This is a genomic window from Pseudomonas sp. BR20 (assembly GCF_050780135.1).
Taxonomy (GTDB): domain Bacteria; phylum Pseudomonadota; class Gammaproteobacteria; order Pseudomonadales; family Pseudomonadaceae; genus Aquipseudomonas.
The window spans coordinates 2,051,234-2,070,567 of the sequence record NZ_CP172012.1; the positions used below are offsets into that span (position 1 = coordinate 2,051,234).

Sequence of the window (19,334 nt, forward strand, 5' to 3'; positions counted from 1 at the left end):
GCTCAGTCCCTAAGCTGGATGAATGTGTCCAACTGCCCGCTGCGAAGCAGTTCATGATATTGGTTCAGATCTTCGACGGTGTCGACTTCCAGCCATCCGTTATCAGTGAATGCAGCCCGGGCACTCCACCCGGTATCGATCAGGTGCTGCAAAAACGTCGTCATGTACATATTGTCGAAATCTTTTCCGTCTCGTAGAACAGCACGGTCCAGTTTGTACCAGGCATCGCGAAAAGCTTTTACGCAATCCCCTCTAACCTTGATCAACCCCATGTACTGCCCTTGGACATCGCTATAGCTCGACGGCTTTTTCCCGAGCTCGGTGATGCAGTTTTCGCTGTTTAGCTTCAATGTTTCTGCATCCGACAGGGGGTTCTCCATGCGGATTTCCCAGAACCGGCGCCACTCTCGATCTATTGAGATCGCAAGCGGGGCGTCAGTGCCTAGTAAGCTCTCAAGTACTGACTGCTCATAGACGATGTCGCCGTAAGCGATAAGTAAATCCTCTCCCTCAACCATCCATTCTTGCGCACAAAATAGAGTCGAGACCATATTGGTGCTAGCGAAGCGAGGGTTGTGCAGCACTTCGACGCCTTGTCCCTCAAGACAGTCGGCGCGATATCCGCCTACCAGCGCAATATCTTTCAATCCTGCGGCTCTCAGCACATCCAGTTGGCGGTGCAGCAGGGGGCGTCCATGCAGTTCAACCAGGCACTTGGGCCGATCATCCGTAAAAGGGCGCAGTCGTGTGCCTTGACCAGCTGCTAGGATAATTACGCGCATGGTGTGTCCTTACTAAAGAAGAGGTGACGAATAAGCTTTGCATCGAGGATGGCGTTAGCGGAGGGCCTCTCGGGATGCCACATGATGGCTGTCCAGGGAAGTTGGCGGTGAACAAATGCCTCGATGGAGCCGTCGTCTGCCCAAGCTTGGGCTAGCAAGTTTTCTGCCAGATCCTTGGGCTGAATACCCCAGCCATGGAAACTGTTGACTTCTCGATAGCCTGCCAGCAGTGGCGCGTGCTCTACAACGCTGATGGTGTGTGTACAGCTAACGTGACCAGAGAGAGGTGTGAGGCTGCCACCCAGAAAATGATTGAGCATTTGCATTCCGCGACAAACGGCCAGCACCGGAAGGTTCATGTCTCTGGCCCTGGCTAATAGAGCTGTCTCCGTAGCATCGCGCTCCGGTGACGAGTTGACGGCGGCGGGAAGATGGGCGAGATCATTTCCACCACTCAATATAAGGCCGGCAACATTTTGGCGCTCGAACCAGCCGTCAGCCGATGATAACCCATTGGGCACCGGCACCAAGTCGATCCCCAGTTTTTCCATGAAAGTCGACCAGCGTTGATCAAGGCAATCACGCTGCTCTTCGTACCCAGGGACCCGTTCAACGCGCTGTGTAATTGCAATACGCACTAGCGGATCACCCGAATTATGCGATTCCCTGCATCCAATTCCAGGCTTTGCGCGGCCGCCAATGCGCGATATTGCGTCTCGCCGACCCCTAATGCTGCTGGCAAGCCAAACTCCGCTGCGCGGATGGCCATGTGCGAGTTGGCGCCGCCATACATGGTGATCAACCCCGCAATCTGTCGACCGAAGAGCCAGTCATAGCCGGGATCGGCCTGTGGGATCATTGCAATTTTTCCAGCAAGCTCCTGCTCATCAATGCTTTGGCTCAGGTCCACGCAAGTGCCTCGTACTATTCCCGTGCCAACAAAGTTGGGTTGCGTTGCTGGATAGAGGAATGCACTGAAGTCCTCTGTTGAACACAGTAGGGGGGGCAGTTCAATAACTTGTATTTGCTGATGTTCAGTCCTACCTGTATCGGCTTGCGCAAGCAAATTCTGGCTAAGCTCCTTTGGATTTAACGTTGAGCCTCTTAGCGCCATCAGTTTTTGAATTTCGATGTAGGCCAGGTCTTCGCGGGAAATACCCAGAGGTTCGGCCCAGTTCACCAATGTATCCAGAGCCATGGAAAGGTTGCGGGTGAAGGCAAACTTAGCGTACTCGCGTCCCTCGATAGCCTGCCTTAAAAATAGCTCCAGTTCATCAGCACTACCTGCAATGCCTTGCTCGTTCAGGGCTTTAGTAAATCGTTGTCTCGCCTGCTGCCATAGTTGACCATTTACCAAGGTTGTCAAAGGTTGCGAGGTCGCGCTTTCGACGATGGGGGTCAGGTAGCGTTCGGGGTCTGCGCGATAGCTCAGCGAATTGATGTCATAGGTTCCCGGGCGTAAGTGGCCATACTTATGGACAAAGTCTGCGCGGCTCATCTCTCCGTTGAAGCAGTCCAGGGCATCATGCGTTAGCGTATGGCTGATAGTTCGAATGGAACTCAGGAAGTCATCCATTTCTGCTTCGGTCAAAATACCGGTATTGACTGCAGAGCGCAGGAACGTTACAGCAACGAAAGCGCTTCGTGCTAAATGCGCGAAAGGCAATGCGCCATACCGACGACAATCGTGTAATAACGTCGAGACAAGTTCCAAGGGGGGCAGGGACGACGAGGCGAGGTGGGCAAAGCGCTGCTCAAGCTCAGTTACGACAGCCAAATCGTTGCTGTTGCGCATAATGGCGTTCTGGCTGATTTCTCGTAATCCGTCACGTAAAAGCTCGATCTCTTGAGTGAGAAATCCGCCATGCGTACTCAGTCGCTCATGCCAACGATTAAAGTCTAATGCAAAGCAAGTGGGGACAACATCAAACTCCACCTTGTCGTGAAGGTGAGGGTGTTGTTCCAACCAGGACAGGTAGAAGTCAACCAGGCGGCCTGCAAGTGCATCGTCCAGCCCCTTGGGAATAAACGAGTTGAAACTTGCTCGGATATCGACGTAAGGGTGGCCGGCAAAACTGATCAATAGCGGTTGTGGGCGAACATCCCGGTAGCCGTACTCGGCCCGTTGGGTGGCCCATGTCTCATCCATGATCAGATATTGGTAGAGGCTGACTGATAAAGGTGTCGGTTTGGTTCCAATGATTTCAGCGGGATTCCAGTCCGGCATGATCCCGAATAAGCCTCGCTGCCCCACAACGAACGGCGCCGGTTGCTGCAGTCGGTTGAACAGCTCGCGGGCTTCGTCCAGGCGTTTCAGGATAACCACGTCGCTGCCGTCCCATCTGGAATGATCCACCGCGATGGGGCGAACCTGCAGGATGTGTAATCCTGCGTCGGCTGTAATCGCAAACTCAACGTCCAGAGAATCGTAACCCAATAAAGATTCAATCTCCCGTAACGCAGGAAGTAGTCCGCGCAACCGTTCGGGAATATTCGTGCTGTGCGTGCAGGCATCACGCCTCATCAGCAGTGTCTTGTCATCGTGACTGCTGCCATTGGTGATCGATTCAGTACTGCCGCTTGTATCATCGTAGTTGACGACGTAATAGGGCGCGCCATTGCTCAAGCTGCGAGTGAACGCGACGCCGCTCGCCAGCACTTTTTCCAGCATGGGTTGAACCAGCACCTGATTCTCAGGGTTGGTATCATTATAAGAGGCGATAACGTGCTCAATTGCGTCTTTCAGGCTGGTAGCGTTACGGCCATCGATGTTCAGCAGGCTGGTGTAGGCGCCCGCATTCGAGTTGACAAATCCATCTTCGGACAGCGCACTGCTGCGAATAACCAAGTATTGATCGGGGAAGTCTCGCTGGATGGTGTCAATGAGTGACTCGGGGATTTCCCGCCACTGGGCAACGGTGAAACTGACTTGATCTTCAATTCGGCTAAGCTTGACCATTCGACGCAAACGGCGAAGAGTCTGTGCTTTGGTGCCTAATACGAAATGTGCGAGGTCTTGAGGCTCATTGAGTTCTGCCCAGTCACCTTGCACGTCAATCGCTTGAACATTCATTCCCTGGCAACGCAGTGCTTCAACGAGATCAGAGAGGTGACCCTTCTGGAAGCGCTGTTGCAGGTCAACTTTGGATTCCTGCAAGTACTGGACTGCCCGCGGCCCAAAATGAACGCACCCAACGAACTCCGCCGACGCGAGGCTAGATGGGATGTCGGGTCCCAGTCGCGTGATCAACTGTCCGAAAAGGCAGACTTTCTCGCTACGCTCCAAGTCTGAACGAGTACGGCCTGCGTAGCGCGTACGCCAATGGCTGTCGACTGCAACACTGATATCGGCCTGTGACTCGACCATGGCGTCAATCAAACCGCGACGAAACAGGATGTCGGAGTAGGAGACCAGGCTTTTGGTTTTATCGGTCAGGTCAACTTGCAGAAATGAATAGGCAGATTGGGTAACCTGCCAGTCGGCGTTAATCCAGTAGTTGAAGTCGGGGTACCGTTCCTTGATCGTATCCACTTTATAGCCGCCGACAAAATGAACGTCCGACGCGCGCGAGGTCGTGGCGTGAAGCAGCCAGTCGATAACGCGCGTGTGGCCAGAAGCGCTGCGTAACGCAGCGTGTTCGTCACCTTGGAAGGGCTTGCCTGCCCCGAGAAAAATTATGGCTGACTGCATGAGTGTTTCTCGTTGTCCGTGAGCAGGTTTGATCATTGGTCCGATAGCGCCATTGGCCATTACCAGCCTTGTGCGCCTTCGCTCCAATAGCCGAAGGCGAAGCACTTGCGGAGTGGGTCAAGCAACTCTGGATTTAGCCTTGAGGCGATCGTGCAGGAGGCGTAAGCGCCGTGTGCCAGTAGCTTGTAGCCCGCGCCATTGGATCGATATATGTACTGAGGAGTCTTCTCCTGGCTGAGTTCGGGATCCCGAGGCAACTTTTTGATAAAAGTAGGTGCCAAACCAGGGATCCAATCGGCCGCAGAGCGTCCCCAGATACTGAATAAACCGTCGAAGCCCTGGCTGAGTGGGTAGCTGCCTTTTGCCTGGTGATATTTTTCCAGAGCGTCCCGGATTTCAGCTAGGTCGCGTAGACGCTGTTCATAGCGCGTCATTTCGGACGCTCTGAATGTAATTGCTCCGGTGGATTTTAGTGCGGATAAAAAATCATTATCTCTGGGAATGCTGACTGTGATCTGAGTATCAAAATCAAAAGACGAAGTCTGATCTTTCACTACATCTAAATAGAGTTTATTGTCGTCGTGTTGAGGTGTTGCGCTTAGAAGGTCAACTCCCGTGTATTCGTTGCATTGAGAATCGCTGGAGGCGTGAAGGCACAGTGTTTTTGCGAGGTCGGCCAGGCTACTAAGTTCGCTGTTATATATTATTGAATCATTGGCGCTGGACGGCGCCTTGATCATCAAAAGTGGGCGGTATCGGTTATAACCCCATAGTGGGTGATCGTTGAATGTGATACCGTCGGGATCAGATTCGAAGTAGTTGGCAGGCGCGCCATGATCACTTTTTACGATGAGAGTCGTTTGATCGTAAACGCCAAGCGCTTTGAGCTTCTCTATATAAGTTGCGGTCTGCTGAAGTGCGCAGTAAGTCTCATTCAGTAAGCCTTGATAGTTTTGATTCGAATTGAACCACTCTGCGCTATCGCTTCTGTAAGTGCAATTTTCGTCAAAGTCCACGGGGAAGTGGGTGTGCAGGAAGTGCATGAAACGCACTGTACGTCGTGAGTTGGTAACGTGCAGATTTTGAGTGAGCGCTACCAGATCGTCACGCTGTAGGGTGTTCTGCGCGTCCCACGGCGCGCCTTGATGGACCAGGGTTCGCTCCGCTTTTGAGTCTTGCAGATAAGTCTGTTTAAGGGTTCGAAGCTCGTCGGCTACGAATTTGGCCAAAACGGGAGAACCAATGCGCGCCGCAATATGTGGGTAAAAGCTCATGGCAATCGACGCTTGCTCGCCGAAACTGTTATCGATAAGGGTTCCAGGGATGATGACGTCTGATAATGTGCCATTGAACGAACTGTATACCCCATACGTCATGACATCCGAGGAAGCTAGTTGCTCGCGTTTTATGGAGTTTATTTTTTTAGATAGCTTATTATTCAGCTCGCCTGATACGGTGCTTAATGCCCTAAAATCCATATTTCCATAAATTTCAGAGCGTAGCGAGGCCACCGTTGCTGGCGCTATGGAAATGGCGTTGTCATAAAAAATCAAGTCCTTGAACGCAGCCTTCAAATCTGGATGTTCTTCAATTACCTGCTTCGCTACGTTACCGGCTACACCGTCGAAGCTCAGAACGATGACGTTATCGTTTTTTGAGAGACCGGAGAAGCGACCCATAGACGCTCCTGTGTCAATAAGTGTATATGCGGCGGAGCCCAAAGATGTTGAAAGCAATATCAGTACGAACGCTTGGGTTGCAGGTTTGATTTTTGTATAAGTCAACAGGGTCAGAATGAGTGCCAGGCTGCCTACGATTACTAAGTTTCGATAGTTAATAGGCAAGTCCTCAGGAGACGCCATGCCCGCTTGGCCTGCTAAGGGTAATAGTAAGCCTGACAGGCAGGTCCAGAATATAATAAAATAAAGTATACCCGTTGCTAGCCAGTTTAGGCGTAACCAAGTCAGAACTGTGGATGCAAAAAAAAGGACGCTACTTGCTATGGCGGTCAATGCTATCGAAAAAAAGAAAAATTCTTTTATGCTGAAATTTACGTCGCTTAGCGCAAGGTAAACGACATAAAGTGGAATCCATAAAAACAGAGTGGATGCAGTCAAGAATGAAAGCGCTGAGCGTTTTAAAATGGTGGACATTCAGTTTGCCGGTTCCTTTGCAGGTAAAATGAGCGGTTTTTATAATGCTGGCGATTTTATAGGAAAAATCCTATGTATTCAGCTATTTTGTGAACCTTGTTTGTTTTTTGTTGTCGTTCGCGGTTTGGCATATTGAGGTGCGTCTAGCAGCGTTCCGTTGTCTGGGAGGCAATGGAGTGTGGTTAGTCATACAAAGGTTACTGAAAGCGTCTAATGGACGTATAATCCGCCAATTTATCGTTGTCGGCATCAATCGTGGGCCAATCAGCCGCGAGTATAAAACACAAGCTTTTGCGTGCCTGGATGTCTTCATGCACTCAAATGATGTCTCGATTCAGGGGGGGCTAGCGGCTTTGCGTGGGTCTCTGCAATTTTTATCGTCAGTGGCTATGAAAGTGGCCTGCTCAGGTCCGACTGTTCGAGCAAGCGGCTGGTGATGTTAGATAATAGCGCTCGTGCCCATTGATGGCCGTAAGCGGCAGGGTGGCAGCATGTACGGGATGTGCCCTCAAGCTTATAACCGCAAATCTTGAGCTGATCGGTTGTCTGCCAATGCATACCTCTAGCGTCTTTCCAACTTGAATTTTCAGAAACGAACTGTGGTCACCATGTCAACTGTAACCTTGTCCAACGAAAGAGCATTCACCTGTGAGCCGGGCGTAACCCTCCTGGACAGTGCAAAAAAGCAAGGTGTAGTCCTTGAGTACAGCTGTCGTTCTGGTCGATGTGGGGTCTGTAAGGCCCATGTGATCGGCGAGACCGAGGTCATTCATCATCATGAGTCCATCTTGTCCCCTGAAGAGCTGGCATCTGGTTACATTTTGACATGTTGTCGCACCGCTTTGAGTGATGTCCGGCTTGATATCGAGGATTTGAGTCAATTTGCGGATATCAAGAGCAAAACACTTCCCTGTCGCGTGGATTCATTCAAGCGTCTGGCCGATGACGTGGTAGAGGTGGTCTTGCGGTTGCCGCCTAAGGATCCGTTGAACTATATGCCTGGCCAGTATATTGACGTCATCGGGAAGGGTGGGGTGAGGAGGAGCTACTCCATTGCGAATGCGCCTCGCCAGGATGGGAGGCTGGAGTTGCAGATTCGTAAGGTTGAAGGCGGGGTAATGAGCCAATACTGGTTTGAGGAGCTTGCTACCAATGACTTGCTCCGGCTTGAGGGGCCGCAGGGTACGTTTGCCCTGCGCAACACCTCACCGGAAAATTTGGTATTTTTGGCAACGGGTACAGGAATTGCGCCAGTGAAGGCTATTCTTGAGCAACTGAAAGCCAACCCTGAGCAGGTGGCGAATAAAAAGGTATGGGTTTACTGGGGCGGACGTCACGCCAAGGACATTTATTGGCAGCCTGAGCTTAGTTCGCCGGCAGTCTTTTTCGTACCTGTGCTTTCACGACCCAATGATAGTTGGAAGGGGCGCACCGGTTATGTGCAGGACGTGCTTGAGCACGACGGTATCGATTTGGCTGATGCGGTGGTATACGCCTGCGGCTCCGAGCATATGATTCATTCGGCTAAAGAAAAACTTGTGACTCTTGGCCTTCCACACAAAAATTTCTACTCCGACGCTTTTGTGAGCTCAAATTAATTAAGGATAAAAGATGAAAGCTGTGATTTTGGCTGGCGGACTAGGCACCCGGTTGAGTGAAGAAACCAGTACCCGGCCCAAACCCATGGTTGAGATTGGTGGCAAGCCAATTTTGTGGCACATCATGAAGATGTATTCTGCTCACGGTATCAATGATTTTATTATCTGCTGTGGTTACAAAGGCTATGTAATAAAAGAGTACTTTGCGAACTATTTTCTGCATATGTCGGATGTCACGTTCAATATGCGTGACAACACCATGGAGGTGCATGATAAGCGTGCTGAAGCCTGGAATGTGACACTGGTGGATACCGGCGATGACTCCATGACGGGCGGACGTCTGCACCGTGTTGCCGACTATGTGAAGGATGAAGAGTCTTTCTGCTTCACCTATGGCGATGGCGTTGGCGACATCGATATCAGTGCGACCATTGAGTTTCACAAGAAGCACGGTAAGGCTGCAACCCTGACGGCGACATACCCGCCAGGTCGTTTTGGTGCGCTGGATATTCGTCAGGGACAGGTGCTCAATTTCAAGGAAAAGCCCAAAGGCGATGGCGCCATGATCAATGGCGGCTTCTTCGTATTGAAGCCTGAGGTGTTGAAGTACATTACTGGCGACGCCAGCGTATGGGAGCAGGAGCCTTTGATGAACCTGGCCTCGGATCAGCAACTGATGGCCTACGAGCATCAGGGGTTCTGGCAGCCGATGGATACGCTGCGCGACAAGCATTTGCTTGAGGAACTCTGGATGTCTGGTAAGGCGCCCTGGAAGACGTGGGAGTGAAAATGAAAGCCGCTGTAACTCCTGCCTTCTGGGAAGGCAAAAAGGTATATCTGACTGGGCACACCGGCTTCAAGGGAAGCTGGCTTTCCCTGTGGCTGCAAAGTATGGGGGCAGAGGTCACGGGTTATGCCCTTGCGCCGCCGACGACGCCGGCTCTTTTTGAAGAGGCCCGAATAGAGAAGGGGATGCACTCTCAGATTGGTGATATTAGAGACCTGCACGCTGTCACGCAGAGCATGGTCAGTTTTAATCCGGATATCCTGATTCATATGGCTGCCCAACCATTGGTACGCCTTTCTTATAAACAGCCTGTCGAGACCTATGCCACTAATGTGATGGGTACAGTGCATGTTTTGGAAGCAGCCCGTCAATGCCCCGGGCTGCGGGCAATTGTTAATGTGACCACGGACAAGTGTTACGAAAACCGCGAATGGGAGTGGGGCTACCGAGAAGATGAGCCCATGGGCGGGCACGATCCCTACAGCAACAGCAAAGGCTGCATGGAGCTTGTCACATCAGCGTATCGCAACTCCTTTTTTGGCAAAGAGCAACCCGTCGCTCTCGCGTCCGCTCGCGCCGGTAATGTGATTGGTGGCGGTGATTGGGCCGAAGATCGCCTAATTCCGGATATACTCGCCGCCTTCGAGAAGCAGCAGCCGGTTATTATCCGCAACCCCCAGGCGACCCGGCCTTGGCAGCACGTGCTTGAGCCGTTGAGTGGTTATCTCGTGTTGGCTGAAAACCTGTGGGCGCGCGGTCAGGATGTGGCTCAAGGCTGGAACTTCGGTCCGAAGGATGAAGACGCCCGGCCTGTCGACTGGATTCTGGATCACATGGTGAACACCTGGGGGGAAGGCGCAAGCTGGGCCCTGGATCAGAATCCCCAGCCCCATGAGGCCCGTTATTTGAAACTCGATGTGTCAAAAGCCCGCACACATCTGCATTGGTCGCCTACGTGGTCATTGGAGACGACATTGGCATACATCGTGAATTGGCATAGAGCCTGGCTCAACGGACATGATGTACACGCTCTTTGCCTCGCAGAAATCAATGCCTATATGGCCGCCATGTCTTCATGCGGCAAGTAACTCATATTTTTCAAGCAGGAAACGCCATGACACCCGATATGCTTCGCCAGGAAATCAGTAAACTCGTCGAGCAGTATGCTCAAGTCGCCCTGGCGCCCAAACCTTTCGTTGCTGGCGAAAGTGTTATCCCGCCTTCAGGCAAGGTTATTGGGGCTCGTGAGCTGCAATTGATGGTCGAGGCATCCCTGGATGGATGGCTGACTACCGGGCGCTTCAATGCAGAGTTCGAACGGAAACTGGCTGAGTTTCTGGGCGTTAAATTTGCGCTGTCGGTCAACTCTGGCTCTTCTGCCAACTTGGTTGCCTTCAGTACACTTACCTCGCCAAAGCTAGGTGATCGTGCGATCAAGAAAGGTGACGAAGTGATCGGTGTTGCTGCCGGCTTCCCGACTACGGTCAATCCAATCGTGCAGTTCGGCGCCATCCCAGTGTTCGTCGATGTCGATATGGCCACCCACAACATCGATACTGATTTGATTGAGGCGGCGATTACGCCCAAGACCAAGGCCATCATGCTCGCCCACACTTTGGGCAACCCATTCAACCTGGGTGCAGTCAAAGCTATCTGCGACAAGTACAACCTGTGGTTGATCGAAGACTGCTGCGATGCCTTGGGGGCTACCTATGACGGTAAGCTGGTAGGGACTTTCGGTGACATCTGCACTTTGAGCTTTTACCCTGCTCACCACATCACTATGGGCGAAGGGGGGGCGGTTTTCACCAATAGCCCGCAGTTGAAAGTTATCGCTGAGTCTTTCCGTGACTGGGGGCGTGACTGCTACTGCGCGCCGGGTTGTGACAACACCTGTGGCGATCGTTTTGGTCAACAGTTTGGCAGCCTGCCACAGGGCTACGACCACAAGTATGTGTACGCGCACTTAGGCTACAACCTCAAAATCACCGATATGCAAGCGGCCTGCGGCCTTGCGCAATTGGATCGTGCTCAGGAGTTCATTGACACCCGCAAGCGCAACTATGTACTGCTGAAGGAGCGTCTGAGCAGCCTGTCAGACTTCCTCGAAATTGCCGAGCCTACTCCAAACAGCGATCCTTCTTGGTTTGGCTTTCCAGTGACATTGAAGGAAAGCGCAGGCATCCAACGCGTTGATCTGCTGAAATTCTTAGATCAGAACAATATTGGCTCGCGTTTGTTGTTTGCAGGCAACCTGACACGTCAACCTTACTTCCAGGGCGTCGAGCACCGAGTAGTGGGCAAGCTGACCAATACCGACCGTACGATGAACCAGACATTCTGGCTGGGGATTTACCCTGGCCTGGGGGCGGAACAGTTCGAATACATCGGCGAGAAGTTGGAAGAGTTTTTCGGTATTAACTTCTGAGTTGAGATGGCATGGCTTGCCTCAAGGATTACGTTTGTTGGGTTGTACCAGCATTAACTGGTGCTCCATCAACCGTATACCTTGAAAGCGAGTCTCGAATGGCGGTGATACTGTTTTTATAACTATGACTAGCTGGGAGTCGTAATGTTTAAGATACCTCCTTCTATCTTATCGTTTGAGTCTGGCATGCCAATCTCACCTTTTGTTTTTGCGCGGCAATAAAATGAACAAGATAGCTCTCATAACAGGAGCAACCGGTTTCATCGGTGGGGTACTAGCTCGCAGTCTCCTTAAAAATGGTTGGTCCGTCGCTTTAGTCCTTCGTGACGGATCGGACACATCGCTTATTCAGGATGTATTAACTGAAAGTACCATGCATTTATATGATGGTCTTGGGGAAACACTAGTCGAGATAATGACTAGGGTTAAGCCTGATGTTGTTTTTCATTTGGCTTCTTTGGTGCTCGTTGAGCATGAGACTGCGGATATCCCTTCTTTAATATCTTCCAATATTATATTTGGTACTCAACTGCTTGATGCCATGGTTAAGGCTCGCGTAGGCAACATTGTTCTCGCTAGTACGCTGTGGCAATTTTCCGGAAAGGACGAGCGCCAGGCAGTCAATTTATATGCTGCAACTAAGCAATCTTTTGAAGTTATCGTTGATTATTATCATGATGCGTTCGGTATTTCAGCTATTTCATTGATTTTGGCTGATACTTACGGCGTGGGAGACAAACGACCGAAGCTGATCAACTTTTTGATCCGATCTTTGGGGAGTCCTACTGAATTGAGTATGAGCCCTGGGGATCAAATCGTCGACATCTCGCATGTCCAAGATGTGGCAAACTCTTTTGAGTTGGCGGCGTTAAAGTTATATGAAAGTTCAGAGGCAGTGCGCCTGAGCCGGGCTGTATGTGGGACTAGATTGACCGTTAAGCAGTTGGTCGCCGCCGTTGAAAAAAATGGGAAAGGAAAAATAAATGCGGTGTTCGGGGGGCGGCCGTACCGCACAAGGGAAATTTTGTGCCCTGCCAAGCTCCCTGAACTCGAACCTGACTGGAAGAAAGTCGATCTTGATGAGGGTATTCAAGAGTTAATAAAGGCATCTTTACAAGCGGACTTATGAAAAAGTATCTAGTGAGTGGGTTAGGTATATCCAATGGTGGCGTAGGGAGGCTCATGCGCAACCTTATGGTGCAGGGTGAGGCAGCAGGGTTTCTCACTATTTCACGTAGAAGTCCACAGCCGATAGGCCAAATGCTAAATAAAAGGCAGTACCTAAGGGTGGCTGTCGAAATGGGTTTACGGATAGCTGATAATGTCCAATTTGCATGGAAGGTCAAAGGTCTCAGTCATGCGGTGATTGTGTTCGTACATCCACAGACTGCTGGTTTCGCCAGATTATTAAATATGGTTAGGAAGAACCAGGTTTATCTGTATGTTATGGATAATAGTTTCTTTTGTATTAAATCGTACAATTTGCATCCGGAACTTGAAGTCGAGTGTTTGAGGTGTGTATCGAGTCCTCGGCTTGCTCTTCCCGCGTGTCAGCCTTTTCCGGTGAAGATAGAAAAAAGCAAGAACCTAGAATACTTGGAGCGGTTGGAGGCTATAGCTCATCAGATAACATTTCTCGCTCAAAATGTGAGTCAGGCAGAACTTGTCCGAGCGCGATTTGGTCCTGATACAAAAATCAGAATAGTGGGGCTGGATACAGGCGAATTGGAGCAAGAAGTCCGGGAGAGAAATTCCAGTTCAAGCCAGGTCATACCGCGTTACGATTTGGTTTTTCATGGTGCTCCTCAATTGGCCAAAGGGATAAGATATTTTATAGAACTCTCCGAGTTGCTGGAGGGTTATACCGCTTTTATTCCCTCCTCAAGAACCCAATGCGAACAAGTCATAGGTCGTGCCATTACGGCGAATAATATTACGTTTAAGGAGTGTACCTGGGAGACTGGTTTGAAAACTGCTATTCAAACGTCTGAGTTGGTACTGAATCCAAGTCTCTGGTCTGCCCCCATTGAAGGTGCCCTACAAAAGTCGATCTTTTTTGCCAAAAGAGTTGCGGTTGTTGAAACTGAATTTGGTTACGAAAAAGAGTTTGTGTCCAGTGATGCGTTCGTTCGTCTCCCAAGAAATGTCCAGGCCGCTGCAGTTGTTGTTCAAAAGCTGCTCGCATCACCAGTTACAACTTGTGCTGATGAAAATAAAGCCGGCACTATTTTTCCACAAGTGCCAGTTAATATATTTGAATTGATTGTTAGAAGTGAGGCTTAAAACTTGAGATTGCTGCGAGGGCGAGAGGTTAACCTATATTTGCTCGATATGTGGGGCTCTTTGTTTTTTAAAGTGCTCGCAATTGCTTGCTCGTTTATTCTATTACCGCTGATGTTGCATTATTTGGGAGGGGATAAATTTGGTGTGTGGGTCGCTATTTTTAGCGTTGTTTCATGGGTAGTGTTTTTTGATCTCGGATTCGGTAGTGGCTTAAGAAATAAATTAAGTGAGTCACTATCTAATGGTGACTTTGAAGAGTCGTCGATATTGGTCAGTACTGCCTATGGTTCCATGGGTATGCTTAGCCTGTTTTTGTATGCGGCTTTTCTATCTGTGAATTTTTTTATTGATTGGCAGGGGGTTTTTAGTACGGATGTTGTTCCGCGATATGAACTTCAATGGTCAATGGCTATTATGGTCTTTCTGTTTTTGTTGAACTTTACATTGTTAATTATTCTGCAGGTGCTTCACGCGTCTAAAAAAACATTCCTCACTGTGGCTCATCAGTTTCTAGCTAACTTCGTTGCGCTGCTAGCAGTCTTGTTGGCTAATGCCCTAGTCGCTCCATCATTGTTTGTAATTTGTGTGGTTTATGGTGTGTCTCAAGTCTTTACGACGATTTTGATATCATTTGTTTTTTATAGAAAAAATTTAAAGTTAATGCCTCGCTGCAAGCTTTTTAAGCTGGATAGAGTGAAAGCTATTGCTTCTCTCGGGGGGCAGTTTTTTATTATACAGTTGGCTGTTTTGGTTATATTTAGTACTGATAAGATTATTATTATAAAGCTTTTTGGCCCGGCGGCATTGACAGAGTATGAGTTGGTCTTTAAGGCCTATAGTGCTATTTTGATCATGAGCACTTTATTTCTGGCGCCGCTATGGTCACGGTACACGCATGCCGCGGCAGCCAAGGACTATTCATGGATGAGCACGACGCTCCGTAGGTCGCACTGGGTATGTGCGTTATTGTTTGTTCCTTCCATGATTTTATGTTTTTTTGGCCACGAGATTATTTTTTTATGGGCGGGATATTATTTAGATCCCGGTTTCAATCTGCTTGTGGCCATGTCTGTGTTTGTCCTTCTGAGGGTGTGGAGTGATATATATGCTTACTTCCTGAACGGCGTAGGTGTGTTGAAAGTGCAAATGTGGTTGGCTGTTGTTCAGGCAGTGATTAATATTCCTCTGTCTGTGACGATCGCGCGTATCTATGGGGTGCCGGGAGTTATATACGGATCGATACTGACAGTATCTTTGTCAGCAATTTTGTTGCCCATTTGCGTGTACTGGTATTTCAAATCGACTGAAGATGTGGCGCCTTGATGGGCTGACCTTTGCGTATGGTCCTCTGGGCGGCTAGGTATTTTGTTTTGGAGGTGGTTTTGAGTAATAAGAAAAGAAACGATGGCGCGGTCCTGCGATTAGAGGGGGGTAAAAGACTAGGCGACGGCAATGGTAGCGTTAAGGTGCACACTGGACTTCCACTCGTTTCGGTGGTGACTGTCGTTTTCAATGATGTTGGGAATTTACAGCGAACTATTGAGAGTATTGCCTCTCAAACATATGGAAATGTTGAGCACGTTATCATCGATGGGTGTAGTGAGGATGGTACGTTGGATATTATTAGGAATAACTTATCCATTGACTATTGGTTGAGTGAGAAAGACGGTGGTATCTATGACGCAATGAATAAAGGTGTCGAGGCTGCGACGGGTGAGTGGATTAATTTCATGAATTCTGGCGACGTATTTTTTAATGCCTCTGTTTTAAGCGATGTCTTCAGTGATACTGGGTTCTGCGGGAAAGATTTGATATACGGTGATGTAGAAGTTGATTATGGTGGATTTAAAAAAATAAAAAAGGCAGGTGTTATAGAGTATCTAAAGCAAGGCATGCAGTTTAGCCACCAGTCGCTGTTTGCTGCTCGCTCTATTCTAGTGTCTACACCGTTTGATGTCTCATATCGCACTGCGGCGGACTATGATTTTGTCGTGCGTGCATGGGTTGAAGGGCGTAGTTTTCATTATGTAAGTATTGTGGTTAGTAGTATAAGTAGTGGCGGTGTTTCAGATGTGCGGAGGATTAGTAGTCATCAGCAACGAGTTCGGATTTTGAGCTCCTCACTAACCTTGTCTGTTTCCGATAAGTTTTGGTTGTGGGCGCAAGGTGTTGCTATAGTTGTTTCTGATAAGGTTAAGTTGATTTTTCCTATCTGGTTGTCAGATTGGATTAGGAAAATAAAATGATCACTCATGATGTCGGTATTTACGTAAGTATTTTTTTGTTTTTGCTGTTGATGATTTTCAACTCTCTATATATATTCAAGAAGTTTGACTTGGTTTTTGTTTTTGTTAATGTGCATCTCGCTTCGATTGCGATGTTTTTCACCTACCAGTCGGGATTGCTGAATTATATGCAGTGGTGGGAGTTGGGGCTACTGCTTTCTTATATCGCTGGGTTTATACTTGGGTTTTTTATGCACTGCTTATTGTCGCCTGGCGCAGGCGAGGGGGTTAAGGTTCCAAGGAGCGCTCGAAAGATTTTTATTCTAAATTTAGGTGGGTTCTGTTTTTTTAGTGCTGCATTTTTTTATGAGTTGGCTATGTCTCATTGGGTGCCGCCTTTGCTCGCGGAAGATAAGTTAACAGCTTATTATAATTTCCCTCAGACATTTGTTCATTATTTGGTAGTGTGTGGGATTGCAGTAAGTGCGGTATTTGTTTTTATCGCTGAGCGATACTCTTATCGTAGGTTAACTTGTTACTTGTTGGTGTTGTTTATAGCTATATGTCAAATGGCTACGCTTGCTCGTGCCGTCCTTATGACACAGTTGTTTATGGCGGCATTTGTATTTATACGGGAGAGGCATATTGTATTTCGCTGGCGAAAGCTTATCTTGGGTGCCGGGTTCGCTTTGGTTATTATTACTGTATTCGGTACCATGCGCACGTCAACGGACGCCAATGCGTTACTAGAGATTGGGTTGCTCGATGGTTGGCCTACTTGGTCTATTCCATTTGCTTGGATTTACTTGTATTTCACTACGCCGTTGGAGAATTTTCGAGGGTTTCTGGGCTACTATGACCAAGGGTATGGTTTCGGTTTGCACACCTTCATAAAACCTTTTTTTAATCTCCTGCAATCTAAAGACTACTATTATTCCTTGTTTGAGTTGCAGCCCCCATCTGCGGGTGGCTTCAATACCTATGGATATTATCTTGAAACGTTCATGGATTACGGGTGTTTCGGTTTTATTTATACTATGTTTCTTGGGTATGTTTCTCGGGCGCTCGTGGTGAGTCGTTCACTTGTATTTTACTTGTTTTCGTCTTATTGGGTATATGCGATTTTCACGTCATCGGTGAATATGTATTTTAACGAATTTTTCACCTTGGTTTATTTGGGCTATTTTGCCTTGATTGCCTTTTTTTCTAATCTCACGCTGTCCCGCTCAACCGGTTTGCGTTAAAGTTTGCTGTGCTCTGTCTTCGCTCGGAGCAAGGTTAGGGAGTTTAAAAATGAAAGTAGGTTTCGACTATCAAATTTTTGCCCTCCAGGTTTATGGGGGCATATCTCGCTATTACGTTAGCTTGGCGGAGGAGCTAATGTTAATGGGGCAGAGTCCAAAGATATTTGCTCCCTTTCATTGTAATGAGTATTTGTCCAGCACCTCGGCCCAGATAGTGGAAGGCGAACGGGTTGCTAAGCGCAATTCTAAATTGATGCGATTGACTCTGCCGGTGAATCACTTCATGTCAAACAAAAAAATCAATTCATGGTCGCCCGACATCGTTCACGAAACCTACTTCTCAATGTTCAAGGCACCACGCCGTTCCTGCCCCACGGTCTTGACCGTATACGATATGGTCCACGAAAAATTCCCTGAAGAGTTTTCGAAGTGGGGCAATATCAGTGTCCGCAAACGTTCCGCTGTTGAGCGAGCCGATCATGTCATCTGCATTTCCGAAAGCACCCGCAACGACTTGATCCAGGCATTTGATGTGGACGAGTCTAAAGTTTCGGTTGTTTACTTGGGGTTTGACACATTTACCGATGTCAGTGTCAGAACTGACAGCCTTGAGAGCTCTCGTCGCCCTTATTTACTGTTTGTGGGTAACCGAGCTGGCTACAAGAATTTTCATGGTTTTTTACGAGCGTTCGCTCTATCGCCTGCCTTGAAGGTAGATTACGACATCGCCTGTTTTGGCGGTGGTGCGTTCACTGTCGCGGAGAAGGAACTAATTCATAGCGTGGGATTGTCTGAGGATCGTGTTAGGCATCAGGGGGGCAGCGACAAAGTTCTTGGCGATCTCTACAGTCAGGCTGCTGCTTTTGTTTATCCCTCTATGTATGAAGGTTTTGGCCTACCGCCCCTTGAGGCTATGGCCAAAGGCTGCCCGGTCATTGTCAGTCGTTCCAGCTCAATGCCCGAGGTGGTTGGGGACGCAGGCTGCTATTTCGATCCGCACTCCATTGAAGAAATGTCTGCTGCGATGGAAAAAGTAGTTTTCTCGCCGTCCCTCAGGCAATCCATGGTCAGTGCCGGTTATAATCGCCTGCAAAAATTTTCGTGGGCTTCCTGCGCCGAGAAAACTATGGATGTTTACACTCAAGTGGTGAGGTGAGTATTGGACCGTGACCAAAAAGTTGCATTGATTTGCGGCGCAAGTGGGCAAGATGGGTCCTATCTGGCCAAGTTTTTGTTGAGCAGAGGCTATGTTGTCTGGGCCAGCTCGAGGGATGCGCAAGGAGCTTCTTTCAGCAACTGGGCTCGCTTGGGAATCGAACCGGGGCAAATAAAAACACTCTCAATGGTGCCCGAGGATTTTCGTAGTGTCTTTATGGCACTACGGAAAAGTGATCCCGACGAAGTTTACTATCTGGCTGGCCAATCTTCCGTGGGCTTGTCTTTTGAGCAGCCGGCCGAGACGATTCAAAGCATTACCCTGGGTACGCTGAATATGCTGGAGGCCTGCCGAATGGCTGAGCGCCCCGTCAGGCTTTACCAGGCGGGATCAAGTGAGTGTTTCGGCGATACGCTTGGCGAAGCGGCCAATGAGGCGACAGCATTGAAACCTTCAAGCCCGTATGCGGTTGCAAAGGCATCTGCCTACTGGCTGGTTGAGAATTACCGGGCGGCTTACAACTTGTACGCCTGTACGGGGATTCTGTTCAACCACGAATCGCCGTTGAGACCTACTCGTTTTGTCACGCAGAAGATCATCAGTACGGCCCGGCGCATAGCCAGCGGTTCGACTGAAAAATTGAAGCTTGGCAGGCTTGATATCTCGCGCGATTGGGGCTGGGCGCCAGAATATGTCGAGGCCATGTGGCTCATGCTCCAGCAGGATGTCCCTGAGGATTATGTTATCGCAACAGGTACGACGGTAACCCTGCAGGAATTCGTGGCAGAGGTGTTTCGTTGCCTGGATCTCGACTGGAAGGATCATGTCGTCGTAGATGCTGAGTTTTTGCGTCCTACCGATTTGTTGGTCAGTCGCGCAGATCCGTCCAAGGCTGAAAGGCAGTTGGGCTGGAAGGCACGATATAAAGTTGCAGATGTTGTCAAGGGCATGCTGGGCTAGAAACTGGTTTTATTTAAAAGGAAAATA

At 49.1% G+C, this 19,334-nt stretch carries 15 protein-coding genes; 11 read left to right on the forward strand and 4 right to left on the reverse strand.

The window, feature by feature from the left end; all coding sequences use genetic code 11:
• Positions 1-2: 2 nt before the first annotated feature.
• From ACHPFG_RS09315 to ACHPFG_RS09330, 4 genes are read right to left on the reverse strand one after another with little or no spacing between them, the layout of a single operon-like run.
• Positions 3-782, reverse strand: coding sequence for an NTP transferase domain-containing protein (locus ACHPFG_RS09315; protein WP_431702189.1), 780 nt, complete (start codon positions 780-782; stop codon positions 3-5).
• Positions 773-1,420 (reverse strand): gamma-glutamyl-gamma-aminobutyrate hydrolase family protein, encoded by a 648-nt coding sequence (locus ACHPFG_RS09320; RefSeq protein ID WP_431702190.1) that lies wholly within the window; start codon positions 1,418-1,420, stop codon positions 773-775. The genes ACHPFG_RS09315 and ACHPFG_RS09320 overlap by 10 nt, the downstream gene beginning before the upstream one ends.
• On the reverse strand, positions 1,420-4,473 hold the full coding sequence (locus ACHPFG_RS09325; protein ID WP_431702191.1) for a PEP/pyruvate-binding domain-containing protein: 3,054 nt from the start codon (positions 4,471-4,473) through the stop codon (positions 1,420-1,422). Before ACHPFG_RS09325 ends, ACHPFG_RS09320 begins: the two co-directional genes overlap by 1 nt.
• A 59-nt stretch (positions 4,474-4,532) precedes the next feature.
• Positions 4,533-6,626: a sulfatase-like hydrolase/transferase gene (locus ACHPFG_RS09330; protein WP_431702192.1), complete on the reverse strand. Its 2,094-nt coding sequence runs from the start codon at positions 6,624-6,626 to the stop codon at positions 4,533-4,535.
• A 608-nt stretch (positions 6,627-7,234) separates the two neighbouring features.
• On the opposite strand from ACHPFG_RS09330, the gene ACHPFG_RS09335 reads away from it, so the two are divergent.
• The 11 genes from ACHPFG_RS09335 to ACHPFG_RS09385 all read left to right on the forward strand — a co-directional run bounded on the left by ACHPFG_RS09335 (position 7,235) and on the right by ACHPFG_RS09385 (position 19,307).
• On the forward strand, positions 7,235-8,224 hold the full coding sequence (locus tag ACHPFG_RS09335; RefSeq protein WP_431702193.1) for an FAD-binding oxidoreductase: 990 nt from the start codon (positions 7,235-7,237) through the stop codon (positions 8,222-8,224).
• A 13-nt stretch (positions 8,225-8,237) separates the two neighbouring features.
• Positions 8,238-9,011 (forward strand): glucose-1-phosphate cytidylyltransferase, encoded by a 774-nt coding sequence (gene rfbF, locus ACHPFG_RS09340; RefSeq protein ID WP_046483522.1) that lies wholly within the window; start codon positions 8,238-8,240, stop codon positions 9,009-9,011.
• A gap of 2 nt (positions 9,012-9,013) precedes the next feature.
• Positions 9,014-10,099 carry a CDP-glucose 4,6-dehydratase gene (gene rfbG, locus ACHPFG_RS09345; RefSeq protein ID WP_431702194.1) on the forward strand — a complete coding sequence of 362 codons (1,086 nt, stop codon included), beginning with the start codon at positions 9,014-9,016 and terminating at the stop codon, positions 10,097-10,099.
• Positions 10,100-10,125: 26 nt separating this feature from the next.
• Positions 10,126-11,439 carry a lipopolysaccharide biosynthesis protein RfbH gene (rfbH, locus tag ACHPFG_RS09350; protein ID WP_431702195.1) on the forward strand — a complete coding sequence of 438 codons (1,314 nt, stop codon included), beginning with the start codon at positions 10,126-10,128 and terminating at the stop codon, positions 11,437-11,439.
• 223 nt (positions 11,440-11,662) lie between these two features.
• A complete protein-coding gene (locus ACHPFG_RS09355) occupies positions 11,663-12,568 on the forward strand; it encodes an NAD-dependent epimerase/dehydratase family protein (RefSeq protein WP_431702196.1) in 906 nt (301 codons plus the stop codon).
• A 53-nt stretch (positions 12,569-12,621) separates the two neighbouring features.
• Positions 12,622-13,722 carry a hypothetical protein gene (locus ACHPFG_RS09360; protein WP_431702197.1) on the forward strand — a complete coding sequence of 367 codons (1,101 nt, stop codon included), beginning with the start codon at positions 12,622-12,624 and terminating at the stop codon, positions 13,720-13,722.
• Between the two features lie 48 nt (positions 13,723-13,770).
• Positions 13,771-15,045, forward strand: coding sequence for a lipopolysaccharide biosynthesis protein (locus ACHPFG_RS09365; protein ID WP_431703457.1), 1,275 nt, complete (start codon positions 13,771-13,773; stop codon positions 15,043-15,045).
• Between the two features lie 59 nt (positions 15,046-15,104).
• A complete protein-coding gene (locus tag ACHPFG_RS09370; protein WP_431702198.1) occupies positions 15,105-15,968 on the forward strand; it encodes a glycosyltransferase family 2 protein in 864 nt (287 codons plus the stop codon).
• Complete coding sequence (locus ACHPFG_RS09375; RefSeq protein WP_431702199.1) at positions 15,965-17,191, forward strand: O-antigen polymerase; 1,227 nt, start codon at positions 15,965-15,967, stop codon at positions 17,189-17,191. The genes ACHPFG_RS09370 and ACHPFG_RS09375 overlap by 4 nt, the downstream gene beginning before the upstream one ends.
• Before the next feature lie 49 nt (positions 17,192-17,240).
• Positions 17,241-18,347 (forward strand): glycosyltransferase family 4 protein, encoded by a 1,107-nt coding sequence (locus ACHPFG_RS09380; protein ID WP_431702200.1) that lies wholly within the window; start codon positions 17,241-17,243, stop codon positions 18,345-18,347.
• A 3-nt stretch (positions 18,348-18,350) separates the two neighbouring features.
• On the forward strand, positions 18,351-19,307 hold the full coding sequence (locus ACHPFG_RS09385; protein WP_431702201.1) for a GDP-mannose 4,6-dehydratase: 957 nt from the start codon (positions 18,351-18,353) through the stop codon (positions 19,305-19,307).
• The last annotated feature ends 27 nt before the right edge of the window (positions 19,308-19,334 follow it).